The sequence below is a fragment of the Clostridium sp. M62/1 genome, from assembly GCF_020736365.1.
Taxonomy (GTDB): domain Bacteria; phylum Bacillota; class Clostridia; order Lachnospirales; family Lachnospiraceae; genus Otoolea; species Otoolea saccharolyticum_A.
In genome coordinates this window covers 1-17,690 of sequence record NZ_CP085989.1, presented here as the reverse complement: position 1 = coordinate 17,690, position 17,690 = coordinate 1, and the positions used below count along the sequence as shown (strand labels likewise).

21 protein-coding genes and 3 pseudogenes are annotated in these 17,690 nt (G+C 42.6%); 18 read left to right on the top strand and 6 right to left on the bottom strand.

Annotated features, from left to right (window positions below):
* Positions 1-5 precede the first annotated feature (5 nt).
* The 3 genes and pseudogenes from tet(O) (LK436_RS18225) to LK436_RS18620 form a co-directional block, all read right to left on the bottom strand.
* The gene (gene tet(O) / locus LK436_RS18225; RefSeq protein ID WP_008399617.1) at positions 6-1,925 is read right to left on the bottom strand and encodes a tetracycline resistance ribosomal protection protein Tet(O); all 1,920 of its coding nucleotides are present in this window, start codon (positions 1,923-1,925) and stop codon (positions 6-8) included.
* 366 nt (positions 1,926-2,291) lie between these two features.
* Positions 2,292-2,666: a TnpV protein gene (locus LK436_RS18220; protein WP_001129922.1), complete on the bottom strand. Its 375-nt coding sequence runs from the start codon at positions 2,664-2,666 to the stop codon at positions 2,292-2,294.
* Positions 2,647-2,730 (bottom strand): annotated as a pseudogene (locus LK436_RS18620) (helicase); the annotation flags it as partial. The pseudogene LK436_RS18620 and the gene LK436_RS18220, both read right to left, overlap by 20 nt.
* Positions 2,731-3,098: 368 nt before the next feature.
* Here LK436_RS18620 and LK436_RS18215 point away from each other — a divergent pair.
* From LK436_RS18215 to LK436_RS18140, 16 genes and pseudogenes are all read left to right on the top strand, one after another.
* Positions 3,099-3,260, top strand: a complete 162-nt coding sequence (locus LK436_RS18215) for a hypothetical protein (protein WP_007885225.1) — start codon at positions 3,099-3,101, stop codon at positions 3,258-3,260.
* 4 nt (positions 3,261-3,264) lie between these two features.
* Positions 3,265-3,585, top strand: a complete 321-nt coding sequence (locus tag LK436_RS18210; protein WP_009256578.1) for a MobC family plasmid mobilization relaxosome protein — start codon at positions 3,265-3,267, stop codon at positions 3,583-3,585.
* Positions 3,546-3,929: pseudogene (locus tag LK436_RS18615) on the top strand (relaxase/mobilization nuclease domain-containing protein); the annotation flags it as partial. The gene LK436_RS18210 and the pseudogene LK436_RS18615, both read left to right, overlap by 40 nt.
* A 409-nt stretch (positions 3,930-4,338) precedes the next feature.
* Positions 4,339-4,911 carry a hypothetical protein gene (locus LK436_RS18460; protein ID WP_009256613.1) on the top strand — a complete coding sequence of 191 codons (573 nt, stop codon included), beginning with the start codon at positions 4,339-4,341 and terminating at the stop codon, positions 4,909-4,911.
* 43 nt (positions 4,912-4,954) lie between these two features.
* Positions 4,955-5,188, top strand: coding sequence for a hypothetical protein (locus tag LK436_RS18195; RefSeq protein WP_007885222.1), 234 nt, complete (start codon positions 4,955-4,957; stop codon positions 5,186-5,188).
* A 230-nt stretch (positions 5,189-5,418) separates the two neighbouring features.
* A complete protein-coding gene (locus LK436_RS18190) occupies positions 5,419-5,628 on the top strand; it encodes a hypothetical protein (protein ID WP_008399639.1) in 210 nt (69 codons plus the stop codon).
* A gap of 82 nt (positions 5,629-5,710) precedes the next feature.
* Positions 5,711-6,682, top strand: coding sequence for a hypothetical protein (locus LK436_RS18185; RefSeq protein WP_008399638.1), 972 nt, complete (start codon positions 5,711-5,713; stop codon positions 6,680-6,682).
* Between the two features lie 609 nt (positions 6,683-7,291).
* Positions 7,292-7,516 (top strand): hypothetical protein, encoded by a 225-nt coding sequence (locus LK436_RS18180; protein ID WP_008399637.1) that lies wholly within the window; start codon positions 7,292-7,294, stop codon positions 7,514-7,516.
* An 86-nt stretch (positions 7,517-7,602) separates the two neighbouring features.
* Positions 7,603-9,120 (top strand): hypothetical protein, encoded by a 1,518-nt coding sequence (locus tag LK436_RS18175; RefSeq protein ID WP_008399636.1) that lies wholly within the window; start codon positions 7,603-7,605, stop codon positions 9,118-9,120.
* 180 nt (positions 9,121-9,300) lie between these two features.
* Positions 9,301-9,567, top strand: coding sequence for a type II toxin-antitoxin system RelB/DinJ family antitoxin (locus LK436_RS18170; RefSeq protein WP_008399634.1), 267 nt, complete (start codon positions 9,301-9,303; stop codon positions 9,565-9,567).
* Entirely contained in the window at positions 9,567-9,827 is a 261-nt protein-coding gene (locus LK436_RS18165) for a Txe/YoeB family addiction module toxin (protein WP_008399632.1), read from the top strand. The genes LK436_RS18170 and LK436_RS18165 overlap by 1 nt, the downstream gene beginning before the upstream one ends.
* Before the next feature lie 194 nt (positions 9,828-10,021).
* On the top strand, positions 10,022-10,786 hold the full coding sequence (locus LK436_RS18160; protein ID WP_008399631.1) for a ParA family protein: 765 nt from the start codon (positions 10,022-10,024) through the stop codon (positions 10,784-10,786).
* On the top strand, positions 10,786-11,082 hold the full coding sequence (locus LK436_RS18155; protein ID WP_008399629.1) for a hypothetical protein: 297 nt from the start codon (positions 10,786-10,788) through the stop codon (positions 11,080-11,082). Before LK436_RS18160 ends, LK436_RS18155 begins: the two co-directional genes overlap by 1 nt.
* A gap of 75 nt (positions 11,083-11,157) precedes the next feature.
* Positions 11,158-11,382, top strand: coding sequence for a hypothetical protein (locus LK436_RS18150; RefSeq protein WP_008399626.1), 225 nt, complete (start codon positions 11,158-11,160; stop codon positions 11,380-11,382).
* Between the two features lie 2 nt (positions 11,383-11,384).
* A complete protein-coding gene (locus LK436_RS18145) occupies positions 11,385-12,032 on the top strand; it encodes a hypothetical protein (protein WP_044931944.1) in 648 nt (215 codons plus the stop codon).
* A gap of 39 nt (positions 12,033-12,071) precedes the next feature.
* Entirely contained in the window at positions 12,072-12,218 is a 147-nt protein-coding gene (locus LK436_RS18140; RefSeq protein ID WP_156796998.1) for a hypothetical protein, read from the top strand.
* A 27-nt stretch (positions 12,219-12,245) separates the two neighbouring features.
* On the opposite strand, the gene LK436_RS18135 is transcribed toward LK436_RS18140, so the two are convergent.
* Entirely contained in the window at positions 12,246-13,097 is an 852-nt protein-coding gene (locus LK436_RS18135; RefSeq protein ID WP_044931942.1) for a hypothetical protein, read from the bottom strand.
* A 335-nt stretch (positions 13,098-13,432) separates the two neighbouring features.
* Between LK436_RS18135 and LK436_RS18130 the strand changes: the two genes are divergently transcribed.
* Both LK436_RS18130 and LK436_RS18125 read left to right on the top strand, forming a co-directional pair.
* Positions 13,433-14,065: a hypothetical protein gene (locus tag LK436_RS18130; RefSeq protein ID WP_044931940.1), complete on the top strand. Its 633-nt coding sequence runs from the start codon at positions 13,433-13,435 to the stop codon at positions 14,063-14,065.
* Positions 14,066-14,073: 8 nt separating this feature from the next.
* Positions 14,074-14,676 (top strand): type IV secretory system conjugative DNA transfer family protein, encoded by a 603-nt coding sequence (locus LK436_RS18125; protein WP_008399621.1) that lies wholly within the window; start codon positions 14,074-14,076, stop codon positions 14,674-14,676.
* 54 nt (positions 14,677-14,730) lie between these two features.
* On the opposite strand, the gene tet(40) is transcribed toward LK436_RS18125, so the two are convergent.
* Together tet(40) and tet(O) (LK436_RS18115) are read right to left on the bottom strand one after the other, a co-directional pair.
* On the bottom strand, positions 14,731-15,951 hold the full coding sequence (tet(40), locus tag LK436_RS18120; RefSeq protein ID WP_008399619.1) for a tetracycline efflux MFS transporter Tet(40): 1,221 nt from the start codon (positions 15,949-15,951) through the stop codon (positions 14,731-14,733).
* A 45-nt stretch (positions 15,952-15,996) separates the two neighbouring features.
* Positions 15,997-17,688: pseudogene (gene tet(O), locus LK436_RS18115) on the bottom strand (tetracycline resistance ribosomal protection protein Tet(O)); the annotation flags it as partial.
* Positions 17,689-17,690: the final 2 nt, after the last annotated feature.

Genomic DNA, 17,690 nt, shown 5'->3' with positions numbered 1-17,690 from the left:
AGCTGTTAGGCTAACTTGTGGAACATATGCCGAACCTTATCTATACGGCTATTCGGGCGGCGGGGTTGGCAAATAAGTTTACCAGTAGCTGGCTGGTATCCTTTTAACTCTGTCAAGCAGACTCCCTGCCCATTTGTGAAATAAGTTAAATCGTTCCTGTATTCTTGAATACATCTAGCAGGGATTTCTCCTTTCAGAATGACCTCGTCATTCTTTATCTGAGTACTTACAATATCTGCACAATACCTTGGAGCATCATGATACGCCCGTGAGAGATATTCCTGCGGTGCATAAATTTCAAAGTGGAGATATGGCTCTAATAGTTCTGTCCCTGCTTTTTTTAAAGCCTGCTCCAATACGATAGGGGAAAGCAGCCGAAAGTCTGCGGGGGTACTTACAGGACTATAATACAATCCATATTCAAAACAGATTTTACAGTCTGTCACTTTCCATCCATACAGCCCCTGCTCGCAGCCATAAAGAACCCCCTCCATAACCGCATTTTGGAACGATTGGTTTAAATATCCAAGTGAAACTCTGCTTTCATACTGCACTCCACTTCCAATAGGGAGCGGCTCTATGGACAACCCGACAGAAGCCCAGAAAGGATTTGGCGGGACTTCTATGTGGATGGTATATTCTGCTTTTCTAAGCGGTCTTTCCATATATATAACAGTAGGCTCTTTTATTTCTGCCTCCACATGATATTTTTCCTCAAGGATGGCACAAATGACTTCCATCTGCACTTTCCCCAAAAAAGAAAGTATAATCTCATGCGTTGTAGTATCCACATAATATTTTAAAAGAGGGTCGCCATCTGAAATTTCTGTAAGTGCCCCAAGCAATATTTCCCGCTGTTCAGATTTCTTTGCTGCAATCGTTGTTTGGAGCATAGGGAGAGGATTTTCAATAAATGTTCTCTGCGGCAACAGCATTTCGTTCCCCAAAATACTGTTTAGCTGCAAAACATCATTTGGTAAAATTACAATATCACCAGAGCAGGCTGTATCGGATGAACATAATTCACCGTTTGTCGGAACACACATCTCTGTGATTTTTATTTTCTCTTTTTCAGATATTTTAATAACATCCCTCAAATGCAATGTTCCGCTATATATACGCACATAAACAAAACGCCGCCTTTTCTCTGAATATTCAATCTTAAAAACCTGCCCGCATAGTTCAGATTGACCTTCAGGCGTTGATGAATAAAACTTACTGGCAATCACTTCTATAAGCTGCCGAATCCCCAGATTGTTTTTAGCGCTTCCGTGATAAACGGGAAATAACGTTCCGTTTTGGAATCTCCTGTTTTCTTCCTGTTCCAGTTCTGACATTTTAAACGGTTTCCCTGACATATATTTCTCTAATAGTTCATCGTTTCCCATAATTACCGCATCCCACTGTTCCATATCGTCATTGTCCGTTACATTTATATGAGGATGCTGCCCAACCTTTTGCTTCACTATAATTTCCGAAGAAAGCTTTGCTTTCATTTCTTGATATACCATTGGCAAATCAATCCCCTCTTGGTCAATTTTATTGATGAAAAAAATTGTCGGAATCTTCATTGTCTGTAGTGCATGAAACAGTATACGGGTCTGTGCCTGTATGCCATCCTTTGCAGAAACTAATAATACTGCTCCGTCTAATACGGATAAAGAACGGTATACTTCCGCCAAAAAATCCATATGGCCTGGCGTATCTATAATGTTGACTTTTACATCCTCCCACTGAAAAGATGTCACTGCTGTCTGGATAGTGATTCCCCTTTGACGCTCCAAATTCATTGTATCTGTCCTTGTTGTGCCTTTATCTACGCTCCCTGGTTCTGCAATTGCACCACTGGTATACAATAAACTCTCCGTTAATGTTGTCTTTCCTGCGTCAACGTGAGCCAGAATGCCTAAGTTAATTATTTTCATGTGATTTTCCTCCTATCAACACCCAAAAAAGGGCATAAAAATACCCAGTGATAAATACTCCTATCACTGGGTAAATAACTCCAATAGCCCCAAAACACTTATATGTTTTCGGGCATATAAAATTACATGATAAAAGTATTCTTAAACTGGGTACAAAAAACTAAGCCCCATATTAAAAGTGAAACGGGACTGCTACTTTTTGTTCCCACTATCAAATTGACAGTTTATTTAAGAATACCTTGCCGCATATTTATTAACTCCTTGTATAATACTGAATCTAATTATATTCCTTAACCCTTTATTTGTCAAGCTGACAAACTAAAGCAGAAAAAGCGGCAGGATTTCCCCCTGCCACTAATCATCTGTTTATGCAAAAATAATTTCCTTTTCCACAATCTCCCTCGCACAAGCCCTTATGTTATTGAGGCATCCTGTCCATTCTAAGGCGTTTTCTGCCTTTAGCTGTTCCGTTATGCCCTGTGCCTGTTTCATACCCTCTATGAGCCTTTCAAAGCGTTCCTGTGCCTGTCTGTTGATGTCGGCAAGGTAGGCGTTTAGCCTGCCGCTTGTAAGAAGATTGGTGTATGTAACTTTACGGTACTGTTTTAGATAATCTAAATGCCGTTGCCCCCAGATGCCTATTGCCTGTTCTTCTTCGGCGGGTACAGTTAAGCACGGTATCAAATAATCCCCTTGCCTTTCGTATTTGCCGCCCAGTTCCTCAAATAATGATTTTGCCATTGTCTGTTACCTCCACATTCTTTTTTATTTTGAATGTCCGCAAAATCCGTCCTACATTGTCCGTTCCGGCGGAAGAAAGTAAAGGGTGGTCTGCGACCATTTTTTATCTGCTGTACTCGCTGATCGGCAAGCCGAAGCTCATACTGCAGATAAAAAACAAGCCCTTGACTGTCTCCCTCCTACACTTCCAAAGTCGCCCAAGAGGAAGTAAGCTCCACTATATTCTTGGCAGAATATACGCACGAATATATCCGCTTGATATAGGGTGTCTATCATGCTATAATATGTGTAGCGGATATATTGCAAGTTTCCTAAAGTGTTACCACTTTAGAACTTGTGAGGGTGGCAAGCCCCCCTTCAATCCCCCTTTTAAACGAGCCGGAAGGCTCATAATATGACGGTGGTAGCACCGAAGAAAGAGAGGTCAAAGGCATGAAAAAAGATATGGATAAAATTCAGTTTGAGTACAGATACGAGGTGCAGGAGCTGATGAAAGTAATTGATAAATATGTAAAACAGAATCCGGCAGAAAAGGAAAATAAGACGCTGGAGCGTTTCTTTGACCTACTTGATGTCATGGATATGGAGTGGTAAGGGTATGAACAAGACAAGACCAAAGCAGCTATCATTCCGGGTAAGTGAAGAAGAATACCAGCAGCTACAGGAGAAGATTTCAGAGAGTGGAAAGAACCAGCAGGAATATATCCTTTCCTGTGTGCTGGAGAAGCAAATCGTGAATACGGACGGTATCAAGGAACTTATCCCGGAACTGAAACGGATAGGGAACAACCTCAACCAGATAGCAAAGCGGTGTAATGAGGGGGGAATGTTGCCGAGTGAAGCGGAAGTGCGGAAGCATGGAGAGGAGCTGAACAAAGTATGGCAGTCATTAAGGCGGTATCTTCAAAGGCGGGCATAGGGCACGCCATAGATTATGTGACAAAAAAAGAAAAGACAGAGGAGAAGCTTGTCAGCGGTCTGCATTGTGAGCCGGAGACGGTCAAGGAAGAAATGCAAGCCACAAAGGAGCTGTGGGGCAAGACGGATGGAAGAACCTATAAGCATTATGTGCAATCCTACCATGAGGACGAGAAAATAACCCCGGAGCAGGCTCACAAGAACGCTGTCGAGCTGGCAGAGCATACAAAGGCATGGAAAGGGCATGAAGTTCTGATAGCCACGCATATAGACAAGGGGCATATACACACGCATTTTATTGTCAATTCCGTAAATTATGAGGACGGTCATAAGCTCCAATGGAGTAAGCACGACCTTAAAGACCTAAAGGAACGGTGCAACGAGCAGAGCCGGGAACAGGGCTTGCATGTGCCGGAGAAAGGAAAGACCTTTGCTGGAGAAGTCCGGGAAGAAACGGTGGCATGGAGCAAAGACACCTACCAGCTTTTGAAACAGGCAGAGCAGGGAAAGGTCAAAAGCTATGTGCAGGATATTGCCCTTGCGGTGCTGGACTGTAAGGAAACAGCGACCAGCCGGGAAACCTTTATCCGGATGATGAATGAAAGAGGGTACGGCGTAGACTGGCAGGACAGCCACAAGTACATCACATATACCGACTTAGCCAGGGAACAGGCAGGAGAAAAGGCTTGTAAAATCAGGGATAACAAGCTGGAAAAATACTACAATATGGATTTTGGAAAGGAGAGCATGGAGCATGAGTTTGAGAGAAATGCACGAACAGCAGAAGCAGAGCAGTCCAAGAGAGCAGCTTCAAGAGTTAAACCGACAGAGCCGGACAGAGCTGGAAAACAGTCTGCTCAAAGAAGCGTTGGCGATGTCGAGCGAGAACTGCGAGGAATTGATGAAGCAGTCAAATCAAGAACAAGTAAGGGCAGAGCAGAACAGGCAGAGAGACGCAGAGCAGAACAGGAAGCTCATCAGCGAGCTGAAGCAGAGCGTAGAGCTGCTGAAGAACAGCAACGAATTGCTTCAAGACGCTATATCGGGCGAGATTGGGAGTTTGAAAGATGAGGTTAAGGAAAACACCGTCCAAGAGGTTAGAAAGGCGTTACAGGCGAATATAGAGGCTATACAGAGGGCTACAAAGCTTCTTGAGAAGCAGTCTGATACACTTACGAGCGTGATGAAGCAAAAGATCCGGGAGCTGGAGGAAAGTAAGAACAGCTTTTTCAGATATGAGGGCTTAAAGCTGTACCTGTTTTGGGGCGGTATGGTCTGTAATATTTTAGTGTTTCTTATGCTGTTATATGGTATGCTTGGTAAGTAAAAAGAAATCGACAAATCGGAAGGTTGAGAAAGGAGATTAGTCAATGAAAAAAATATTAGGAATCGTTGCTGGTGTTGTTGGAATAATATCTGTTATTGTGGGTGTTGCATTGAAGATGAATAATAATGCTATTGCTATAATCGGAGGTGTAGATGGTCCTACCTCGGTATTTGTCGCAGGAAAGTTGAATAGTGTTCTTGTCAGCATCTTGCTTATTGCGATAGGTGTTGTGATGTTGATAGTAGCGATAATTTTTTATTTTTTGAAGAAAAAATAGTAGTGCTATACTGGTAGGGAAAAGGGAGAGAAAAATCGCCCTTTTTTAAGAGGTCAAAAAGGTAAAATAAAATATATTGATAATATAAGCCCCCTATAGGTGTTTTTAGGGGTGGGGAAAGGGAGAGAAAAATAGCCCTTTTTTGAAAGGTCAAAAAGGTAAAATAAAATATATTGATAATATAAGCCCCCTATAGGTGTTTTAGAGGGGAGAAGAAAGGTGGTGGACTTATGGCAAAAAAACCGACTGAAAAGCAGTTGTATAAGCTGAAAAATGAATGGCTTGGGCAGTTTTTTGAGGAAGTGAAGCCGAAAGAGTTTTATCGGGCTGTTTTCCCGGAGGGAAGTTTTGAGAGAGCTGGGCATTTTGAGGACGGAAAAGCAAATGGCATTATAACTATAGTCGAAAACGATAAGGCAAACAATAGATATTCTGACTAAGCAGACACAAAAAGAAATTATAAATATCAGAGAAGATATTGAATGGAATAAACAGCATGAACATATTGCAAAAATTGAACGAATGTTACCAAAAGCCACAGAAGAAAATAAAAATGTGCTTTTGAGATTGCAAACTGAAATGCTCAAAACCTATAACATAGCGAAGCGTTTAGAGCCAACCACAGCCAGTGCAGAAAGAACAATAGAATGTGATGGGCGTAAAGTTCCATATTTTGATTATCATAAAGACAAGCTGATAGGAGATATTTCATTCATACGGGATAAAATAGAGAGCAGTCTTGAAGCAATAAGAGAAAGGGCAAAAACAGCAGAACCACAGAGCGGTTTTGTCGCAAGGCGTGAAAGTATAATGCGGCAGGAGCAACCAAAGCAGGACGCACCGAAAATTGATACTGCCTATGCAGAAGAAATGGCAAGAAAACTTTCAGCGTTGCGCAGTGAATTTGTAAAAGCCATGGTACAGAGTGCAGAGCGTACCAGCTATCAGCCGAACCCGATCTATGAAAGACAGGCAAACGAAATAGAGAGTATTTCAAAGACCATATCGGAACAGAGCCGAACTATAAAGAGCTTGCAGGAAGAAAGGGACAAGTTGGGTATCTTCAAAGGCAGGGAGAAAAAAGAACTGCAAAACAAAATTGATAATTTTGAGAGATTGCGCAGGAGTAATCTTGACAAGCTGGGTGCGCTTGGTGTGTCCGAACCGTCCAAGGCAGATGAAGCGGTAAAAGAAAAAAGAAGCGTGGCGGCACAGGAGCAGAACAGGGCAAAGGCGGCTATGCAGAACAGAGGGGCAAAGGAGAGAGCCGAAGAAGTAAAAGCGGCATTTCTCGAAGCGGCGAAGCAGATACCGGCAGACCAACGGCAGGAAATACTTGACCGTATGGGACAGCAGAAAGAAATTCCAACCATGGGACGATTGCAGTATTACCAAGCCGAAGCCGAAGCACGCCGCCAGCTTGACACTGCATTGAAGCAAGAAGCACAGACGAGGGAACGGAACAGGACACATGACCGTGACAGAGGTATATAACACGGTATTTGCCCCATAGAGCCGTTTGGTGGTTTTCATGGTGTATTTCCTTAATGGGGGAAATAAGACTGCTCTAATAAGCCGTGACGCTCTCACAGGGGCAGTATAGAAAAGTAATCAAGGGGAAGTTACTCAAAGAGTGAGCAACTTCCCCTTTTCTTATTGTGCGGCGTTCCATTTCGTCAAGGGCAAGGCAAGCGGCAGGAGCCGCCCTTGACTGCATTTCTCACCCATCAGCGGCGAGATACCCGTTAAAAGCCGTGTAAGCCGCATAGACGAATGATTTATTAGAAGATGGGAAAAACTACATACAGAGCGAGAAAACGGCTTTATAGGGCAATATGCGGCACAGGTGACATAGGTAAATAAAATATATTGATAATCTAAGTCCCCTATGACCTAAATAGAGGTAAAAAAACCTATTGATAATCTAAGTCCCCTATGACTTCAAAAAAAGGTGGAAATACTTCATTGATAATCTAAGTCCCCCTTGACGAAGTGGGGCATTACTCATATACTAAAAGGTGGAAATACTTCATTGATAATCTAAGTCCCCCAAGTAGGGTGTGGGGCTATTATATATTATTCAGCAGAGAGGAGTTTTTATACATGAGGATTGAGGGTTTTGATGTTACTTATTTATCTTCCTATGATGGGTTGCCTGTAAAAAATCATTTGCCTGTGGAGTTGAGGGAACGGTTCAAGACAGAGAACCAATGGTTGGAAAGTGGTTATGTGCTGGTGGTTGGTGCAGTTGGTTTGGAAATGCACCCTACGGCTGTAAGTAGGACTTTATGTACTTATTATCTTGATACGCAGGTAGAAGAACGGTAAAAAGGAACTTGCATTTTTCTTATTTATGTTATATAATGTAAATAAGATATATAATATATATCATGTAAATAAGGAAGTGTTGTACTATGGCTAAGAAAGAACCACCGCAGGAGTATATAGAAGTATTGGAAGTTTTGAATGTGCTTTATGATGAGGTGGACGGTTGCTCTTTTTATGATTATATTTTCCCCGATAATCAGAAGCAGGGGGAGCAGTGTAGTCACTATGAAAAGCCTAATGCAGTTTATCTTTATACCGATGAAAAAGACAGTGGGACAAGGAGAAGATTAAGGCGTCGCATAATGCTTTCAGATACATGGAAAGAAGATTATATAAATTATGTGGAGCAGAACCCATCTACTTTGTGTAGTGGGATTGCGTATCGAGGTAGGGCGAATAATTTAGAGAACGCTCAACGTATGTATGCGCTGGCGATTGACCTTGACGGGGTTGGATTGTATGAATTAAAAAATTTGTTGTTAAGATTTGGACAACCAGCGGAAAATATTCGCACACTTCCTGTTCCAACTTTTCTTGTAGTGAGTGGCACGGGACTTCATGTGTATTACGTTTTTGAAGAAGCGATAGACCTTTTTCCGAATATCAAGTTGCAAATGAAGTCTTTGAAATATGACCTTACTTTTAGAATGTGGGACTATAAATCGACTTCCAAGAAAGATAAAGTGCAGTATCAGTCAATCGTTCAAGGTTTTCGTATGGTGGGGAGCATTAACCCGAAGTATGATGTTGAAGTGAAAGCGTTTCAGATTGGCGGTAGGGTAACGTTAGAGTATCTTAATTCCTATGTGAAGCCGCAGAATAGGGTTGATGTGAATCGGCGTTTTGCCCCATCTAAGATGTCAAGGGAGCAGGCTAAGGAAAGTTATCCCGAATGGTATCAGCGTGTAGTCGTAGAGAAGAACAAGCGGCAAAAGAAATGGGACATAAAAGGCAAGCAGGGCTTCGCTCTGTATAATTGGTGGCTGAACCGAGCAGGGGAGATTACGGGCGGTCACAGATACTATTATCTGATGTGTCTTGTCATTTATGCTTGTAAGTGTGATGTGCCGAAAGAGAAGCTGAAAGCGGATATGTATGAAGTGTTTGATAAGCTGAAACTGATAGAGCATGACAATCCATTGACGGAAGAAGATGTGGAGAGCGCATTAGAGGTATATAGCAAGGAGTATTACAATTTTAAGATTTCAGATATTGAGTATCTAACAGATTTGCATATTGAGAGAAATAAAAGAAATGGACGAAAACAATCAGAGCATATAAAAAGAATTACGTTGTTGCGTGATAGTGATTACCCGAATGGTGAGTGGAGAAACAAAAATGGTAGACCGAGTGCAGAAAGTGTGGTTGAAGCATTTTTGAGGGAAAATCCCGAGGCAAGAAAGTGTGATGTTATAAGGGGCACGGGACTTGATAAAAAGACAGTTTACAAATATTATGAAGCGGCAAAAGAAAAAACGCAGTTAAAACCAGCAGAGCCGATCGTAGCGGCAGGATTGGACACGGAAGAATTACGGGCGGTGTTTTCTCGCTGTGAGAATTTGCAGAGAATAGGGCGAGTTGACCGAGTTAATCACCGTGATTAAATTCAAACGAATAATATACATAATAGCAATAACATAAATACAGAAAATAAGTTATTGCTATTATGCTGTATGAATATATGAGAGGTGGAAATACTATAAATAGTAAAGAAAAATTAAAGAAATATTCTTTACTTTTTCTTTGTTCTTGTATATACTATAAGTAAGAAAGGAGTGTTGTATATGTCACAGGCAGTTAATGTTAATTTCAAGCTGGACGCAGATGTAAAAAAGAGCATGGAACAGGCGTGTTCTGAATTAGGTCTTTCCATGAGTGCGGCGTTCACTGTGTTTGCTAAAAAAGTAGGCAGAGAAAAGCGTATTCCTTTTGAGGTATCGGTAGACCCGTTTTATTCTGATAGCAATATCCGTTATTTGGAAAATATCGTGAGTGATATTAAGGACGGCAAAGCCCATTTCGCAGAGCATGACTTGATAGAGGTGGACTAATGAGGTTGCTATGGGAAGATAGAGCGTGGAGTGATTATCTGTATTGGCAGACGCAGGATAAGAAAACGCTGAAAAGAATTAACGGACTTATCAAGGATATTCAGAGAAGCACCTTTGAGGGTATCGGGAAGCCTGAACCGCTAAAGGAAAATCTAAGCGGTATGTGGAGCAGGCGTATTGATGATACCAACAGAATTGTTTACTATGAGAAAGACGAGATAATCTATATTGTTTCGTGCAAAGGGCATTATGAAGATTGAAAGGGGGACGGGCAACCGCCCTCTTTTTTTACTCACGGTGAGTAAAAAAAGTCCTCACCGTGAGGACTTTTCTCTTTTATCGCTTAAATCTGTATGGAAAAGGATTGACATATATAAATTATGGTGGTACAATAACATATATAAATTATATAACTTATATATGTTATACAACAAACGTAAAGGAGTGTGACCCTATGAGAATTGTAGCTGTGGCTAATCAAAAAGGGGGCGTTGGTAAAACGACAACCTCACAAGCCTTGACCGCAGGGTTAGCAGATAAGGGATATAAAGTACTGGGAATTGACCTTGACCCACAGGGAAATCTTTCTTCTGCTTGCGGTTCGGTGAATTATAACGTACCGACTATTTATGAGCTGATGAAACGGGAAGTGACCGCAGAGGAAACGATCCAGCACATGAACGGTGGATATGATATAATCCCCTCAAATATCATGCTTGCAGGAGCAGAACAGGAGCTTTCACAGACAGGAAAGGAACATAGGCTGAAAGAAGCGATTGCCGCCGTATCGGATAACTATGATTATATCATTGTTGATACGCCGCCCTCGTTGGGTGTGCTGACGGTCAACGCATTTACAGCGGCAAGTGATATTCTGATACCTACAACGGCAGGAATATTTGCGACTACGGGAATTAACCAGCTTAATGAAACTGTAAAGAGCGTACAGAAGTATTGCAACCCGAATGTGAAGATAACGGGTATTTTGTTTACTCGTTTCAATCCGAGGGCAAATATCAGCAAGCAGATAAAGGAACTTACGGAGCAGTTGAGCCAGTATATTTCTGCACCGATTTATAAGACCTATATCCGTTCTGCAGTAGCAGTGGAAGAAGCACAGGCGAACAGGGTAGATATATTTGACTATGCAGAAAAATCAACGGTATCAGAGGACTACAAAGCCTTTATAGAGGAATTTCTGAAAGGAGAGCAGGAGTAATGGCAGGAAAGGCAAAATTTGACCAAGAAGCGGCGTTTAAGTCGATTATAGGAGCAGGAGCAACAGAGGACGAGAAGAAAGCGGATAAGCCAGCAGGAAAGGGCAGACCGCCAGTTGAGAGAGAAACAAAAAAGCGTGTTAGCCTTGCTCTTTATCCGAGCAGTTACGGAGCTTTACAGAAAATTGCCTATGTGAACCGTCAGAGCGCAAGTGATATAGTGTCGGAATTGATAGCCGATTATGTAGCCGCAAACGCTGGAAAGCTGAAAGAGTACGATAAAATCAAAACTGAATAACAGGCATAAGTTATGTATATTATGCGATATATATAACTTGCATAATAGCAATAACATGGAAAGCGAGGTGCGGCGATGAATACGGTAATAAAGGGAACAAAGACAATCGCAGAGTACAAGCGTGTTCGTGAGGATATGGAGAACTTAGCCAGGGCGAATTATGCCAGGCATAAAGAAGCCTTTGAAGAATGGGGAGAGGGCGAGCCTGTAAAGGCGTGGTTTGACTTTGAGGGGAACTTCTGTATCGAGTACGAAAGCGGCAAATGGTGGCACTATAACGATAAGGGGGAATGGTGGTAGGTATGGCAGGACAACAGCAAGAAGAAATTGAAACAATCAGATCGAGAACAATCGAAGTCAAATTATCGGACGCTGATGTAAAGCGTATTTCTGAAAAGGCGGCGGCACACGGTTTGACCGTGGGGGAGCTGATAGAGAATTTTATCGGTGATTTAGTATGCGGAACATATAGTAACGGTTCTGATGAAAGAATGTATGCGGAACAGTGGTTTGAGCGTTGCTGGTTTGGAATGTTCCCCGACCTCACTTTTTTAAGGTATCTGATTGAGTGGGGTGGACTTGATGAAGTTATAGGTGCATGGGAAAATATAAAGAGTACCGAAGAAAATATACAGACCAGCGAAGAAGCACTTGCAAGCGGCGTGATGAAAGGCAGGGGTGGAAGAACCTACACATGGAAAGACCTCACTAACGGAAAGGGAACGCCTTGTTATTCCAGTAAAGAAGAATGGGAACAGGAAGAAAGAACGGTTATATCTGATTGGCGAGAAGAAGTTGAAGCAGACAAACAGACACTTTCGGAATACTGGAACGAATATACCGAGCAGAAAAAGGAATATAAGAACGGTACATTTGAGGAAGAAATGAAAAAAGTCCTTGACTATTGGCAGGAGTATCAGAGCTTTTTAGATGAAAAAGCCGAGATATAAGGCAAAATTAAATTTTCAAAATGAGAAAGGAAAAAGATTATGGGAAAAGCGATTATTGCATTTATATTAAGTGTAGGGGTAGGTACATGGTTATCATTTTTTAATCACGGAATTGGAGTAGTAGTATCAATTAGTATTATAGGGGCGTTTCTTATTTATCAAAATGAGAATAAAAAAGACGAGTAAAAAAGGAGGGGATTCCCCTCCTTTTTTTTACCAAGATATTGTTTTTTGAGAACCACGCTCATCATAGTTGCTACCACCGGAAATGGAGAAGCTACCATAAGATGAAACATTAACACTAAGCCCTAATTCTGCTTTTGGGTGAACATAGTGACCATACAGAGTTGTTGAACCGCTGGTAGTTGTTGATTTTGGAGCAAGTTTGAATGTGCCACTTCCATATAATTTAGTCGGTTGAACTCCAATATAACCTTTTAAGTCAGCATACCAAGAAACGCCAGCATTACTTGCGTTGGCATAACCATTTTCAGAAGAATGAGTTTGGTTTGTATAAGGTCCTAAAAGCTCTCCATTTGGACCAATCACATAGCCATCATACTTATCAACTTTAGAAAAGCTATTATCCGTCATCTGAAATTTGCTGTCATCCCATGAAACAGAAGTAGGGTCTTGCCAGCGGAAAAACGGAAGATTAAGCCAGTTATAATTGTAAGTAACTTTGATGTAAGAAAGTTTTGTGTTCTTGGCTGCAGGGCTTCTTGAATAAGTGAAACTTAAAGAAAGGTCTGATGTAGAGATTTGCCCTCTTGGTGCAATATAAGTTCCATCTTCATTGACATCGATTTCTGAATAAGTACCACTGTTTTCATCATAATAGGTAATTACAGCACCACAGAACGCAATGTCTCCCTCGTTATAAATATCCATTTTGGTATCTTCGTCCATTGTATCAAGAACAATTTGAGGATACCCTTTTTCCATAAGTGCGGCATCAAGATTAAGCGTGTCTTTTTCGTTTGCAAAGGCAGTTGTTGTCATCCCTAAAGCCATGACAGCGGTAAGAGCAACACTGACGAGTTTCTTAAAGTGCTTTTTAATCATAAGCAATACCGCCCTTTCCGTGAAACTGTAATAATTTACAATCTTAACATAACACATTGTACATAAAATGTCACTAAAAAAATGGAAAATATTGTAAAAAATTGTGCATATAGAAAAAAATATATAACTTATATATTGACAATACATTACATAAGTTATATAATATATATACAGTAAATAAAATATTTCATTTACACTTACTCACCGTGAGGACAGAAAGGAGTGAGAAAAGGACGGAAAACTACACGGTTATAATAATCTTTCTGATGATGTTGTTTTTACCTGTTTGGTGGAAGTGGCTACACAGAAAGAGACGAAAGGAGCTTTTGGAGATTATGAGTGAACAGAACAGACAGGAAGAAGCCGCAAGGAATGACCGTCAGCGTTTGGAGCAACAAGCCGTAGAGAGCCGCCAGTTATCCGAGCGAGCCTTAGCAGAAGAACGCCAGCGGCAGGAAATACGCCGTATGCAGGACGAGCAACGCCGACAGGACAGCCAGCGGCAGGAAGAACAGCGCAGACAGGACGAGCAACGCCGCCAAGAGGAAAGGCGCAGACAGGAGCAGAGGGCACAGGAAGAACGCCGTAAGCAGGAAAGACAGCAGAGAGAGGACAGCCAGCGGCAGGAACAGGAGCCAGCGAGGGAAGAACGTCTGAAAGAGGAAACACGGCGCAAGGAAGAAAACAGCCAGCGCAAGGACGATAAGACCCCACAGAGCCAAGAATTAAGGGATTTAGCCAATACAGAAGATAAATATATGCGGCTTGTAAAATCGGGTTATTATGACGAAAAGAGAGCCGAGAAAGCCGCAGAAAAGACAGAGGGCGGCAATGGCATGGAACAGATGAAAAAAGCACCAACAAAAGGTGGGTTTTCCGAAAGGAGAGAGGCTTTGAAAACAAAAGTGCAGGACGCATTGAGAAAACAGGAACACAGTAAAACGCATGATATAGGGCATAGCAGATAGGAGGGTTTATGGACGGAAACGATTTAGGAATGATAGCAAGGGTATTTATGTTCCTGCTAAAAGGCTTAAAATATGTGCTTAAACTGGTATGGTTTACTGGTCTGTGGTGGTTTTGTGTTCCACTTGTTGTAGGGATTGGATATGAGGAAATAACAGGAACGTTCATACAAAATAATCAGATTATGGACGGTATTTTCACTATTTTGTGGTATGCTTGTTATGTTTTATGCCCATTAAATTTTCTTCAAAATATCATTCGTATGGTAAAAAAAGACCGCAAATTCAGCTTTTTAGAGCTTCTTTTGCATAATAGACAGAAGAAAGGCTTTGAAGCGAAGCTGGGCGGTGATACGGTAGCACTGAAAACAGCAAAAGACCTTTCGGGTGTTGTGTTCGGCAAGAGTAATGGAAAATATGCGACCATGCCCGAAAGCACAGACGGACATATTTTGATTGTTGGTGGAGCTGGTAGCGGAAAAACAGCCGCTGTTGCAATCCCTACGCTGATGCTCATGTGTGGTAAAGTATCACAAGAAAATTATGTCGAATTGACAGCCGCCTCCGCTATGCCGAATAAGGAGATAAAGAGTCCTCAAATTTTGCGCTGCTAAATGAAGACGAGCGGAAGTAATCTCCCGCTCGTCAGTAAACTTAACTATGCCATATCAATCCCGCTTCTTTCCCGCCACTGGCACCAAGAACAGCGCGGGCAACAGCAGGAAAGCGGTGCAGACCAGCCCCCAGGGTATGGACACCTGTTGGGCTACCAGCCCCACAATAGGCCCGCCGATGATCTGCCCGAAAGAGTCCAGTTGTCCACTGGTAGAAAAGACTGTGGCGCGCATTTTCTCCTCCACATGGTCGTTCATCCAGGCGGCCAGCACCGGCTCCTTGATGGTGCGCATAAGCCCCGCCAGGAGGAACATCAACAACATGAACCAAAAGCTCCGCCCCACCGCAAAGAGAACTAGGCACAGGATATACCCGGCGCTGGTGGACATGACCACACTGGTTCGGCTGACAGTCCCTTTTTTCTCCATGCGGGCGATGAGCAACTGAGAAGCCAGAATACCTAAGCCGTTGCCGATAAGACTGATAACACCGAACCAAGTGACGCTGTTCAGTGGCCCGATAACGGGTATTACCGTGTCATCCAGAAAATGAGCGGTGGAGAGCCGGTCAAAGCCTTCACTGGCAAGTCCCCCGCACAGTGTGATTGCTAAGAGCGCCAGCAACACAGGTGCGCCTTTCACAAAGCCCAGGTTGAGCTTGAACAGGCAGACAAAGTCTTTAAGCAAGCCCTGCCGTTCCTCAATAGCAGGGGAGAAGTTGGTTTCTGGCATGATGCGAACCAGCACCAGCCCCAGCAGCAAGCACAAACTGCCCCCCAAGATGATAGGCATTTGCAGGTTTATGTTTCCCAGCAGTGTGCCCAGCACCACGCCCAGAACGCCGCCGATTTGCCCCATTTGAATGCCACGCAGGAACACCTTATCCATGGGCTTGTCCTCTTCCTCCGAGGCAATCCACGCCTCCAGAGCGCCGGTGATGAAGGTATCACCGCAACCCCAGACAACCTGGGCCAGCAGAACCGTCGCGAACCACGGCAGCGCACCCTCCATCAGAAAGCCCAGGCCGTAGAGGAACATTCCAATCAGCACCGAGCGCCGACGGCTATACAAATCCGCCACCACACCGGTGGGTATCTCGAACAGAAAGCAGGAGGTTTCCAGAACAGTCCCCACCAGGACAAGCTGAAAAGCATCCAGCTGCACCACCTCCAGGTGGTACACGATGGAAAGCACTGTGGCCATAGAAGCCGCCAGGGAATAGACAAATCGGAACAGCAGATAGACAGAATATGCCTTTGAATTTTTAGAAAACATGAAGTTACATTCTCCTTTCTCATTTTATACGACTTTCGCAAGCTGTTAGGCTAACTTGTGGAACATATGCCGAACCTTATCTATACGGCTATTCGGGCGGCGGGGTTGGCAAATAAGTTTACCAGTAGCTGGCTGGTATCCTTTTAACTCTGTCAAGCAGACTCCCTGCCCATTTGTGAAATAAGTTAAATCGTTCCTGTATTCTTGAATACATCTAGCAGGGATTTCTCCTTTCAGAATGACCTCGTCATTCTTTATCTGAGTACTTACAATATCTGCACAATACCTTGGAGCATCATGATACGCCCGTGAGAGATATTCCTGCGGTGCATAAATTTCAAAGTGGAGATATGGCTCTAATAGTTCTGTCCCTGCTTTTTTTAAAGCCTGCTCCAATACGATAGGGGAAAGCAGCCGAAAGTCTGCGGGGGTACTTACAGGACTATAATACAATCCATATTCAAAACAGATTTTACAGTCTGTCACTTTCCATCCATACAGCCCCTGCTCGCAGCCATAAAGAACCCCCTCCATAACCGCATTTTGGAACGATTGGTTTAAATATCCAAGTGAAACTCTGCTTTCATACTGCACTCCACTTCCAATAGGGAGCGGCTCTATGGACAACCCGACAGAAGCCCAGAAAGGATTTGGCGGGACTTCTATGTGGATGGTATATTCTGCTTTTCTAAGCGGTCTTTCCATATATATAACAGTAGGCTCTTTTATTTCTGCCTCCACATGATATTTTTCCTCAAGGATGGCACAAATGACTTCCATCTGCACTTTCCCCAAAAAAGAAAGTATAATCTCATGCGTTGTAGTATCCACATAATATTTTAAAAGAGGGTCGCCATCTGAAATTTCTGTAAGTGCCCCAAGCAATATTTCCCGCTGTTCAGATTTCTTTGCTGCAATCGTTGTTTGGAGCATAGGGAGAGGATTTTCAATAAATGTTCTCTGCGGCAACAGCATTTCGTTCCCCAAAATACTGTTTAGCTGCAAAACATCATTTGGTAAAATTACAATATCACCAGAGCAGGCTGTATCGGATGAACATAATTCACCGTTTGTCGGAACACACATCTCTGTGATTTTTATTTTCTCTTTTTCAGATATTTTAATAACATCCCTCAAATGCAATGTTCCGCTATATATACGCACATAAACAAAACGCCGCCTTTTCTCTGAATATTCAATCTTAAAAACCTGCCCGCATAGTTCAGATTGACCTTCAGGCGTTGATGAATAAAACTTACTGGCAATCACTTCTATAAGCTGCCGAATCCCCAGATTGTTTTTAGCGCTTCCGTGATAAACGGGAAATAACGTTCCGTTTTGGAATCTCCTGTTTTCTTCCTGTTCCAGTTCTGACATTTTAAACGGTTTCCCTGACATATATTTCTCTAATAGTTCATCGTTTCCCATAATTACCGCATCCCACTGTTCCATATCGTCATTGTCCGTTACATTTATATGAGGATGCTGCCCAACCTTTTGCTTCACTATAATTTCCGAAGAAAGCTTTGCTTTCATTTCTTGATATACCATTGGCAAATCAATCCCCTCTTGGTCAATTTTATTGATGAAAAAAATTGTCGGAATCTTCATTGTCTGTAGTGCATGAAACAGTATACGGGTCTGTGCCTGTATGCCATCCTTTGCAGAAACTAATAATACTGCTCCGTCTAATACGGATAAAGAACGGTATACTTCCGCCAAAAAATCCATATGGCCTG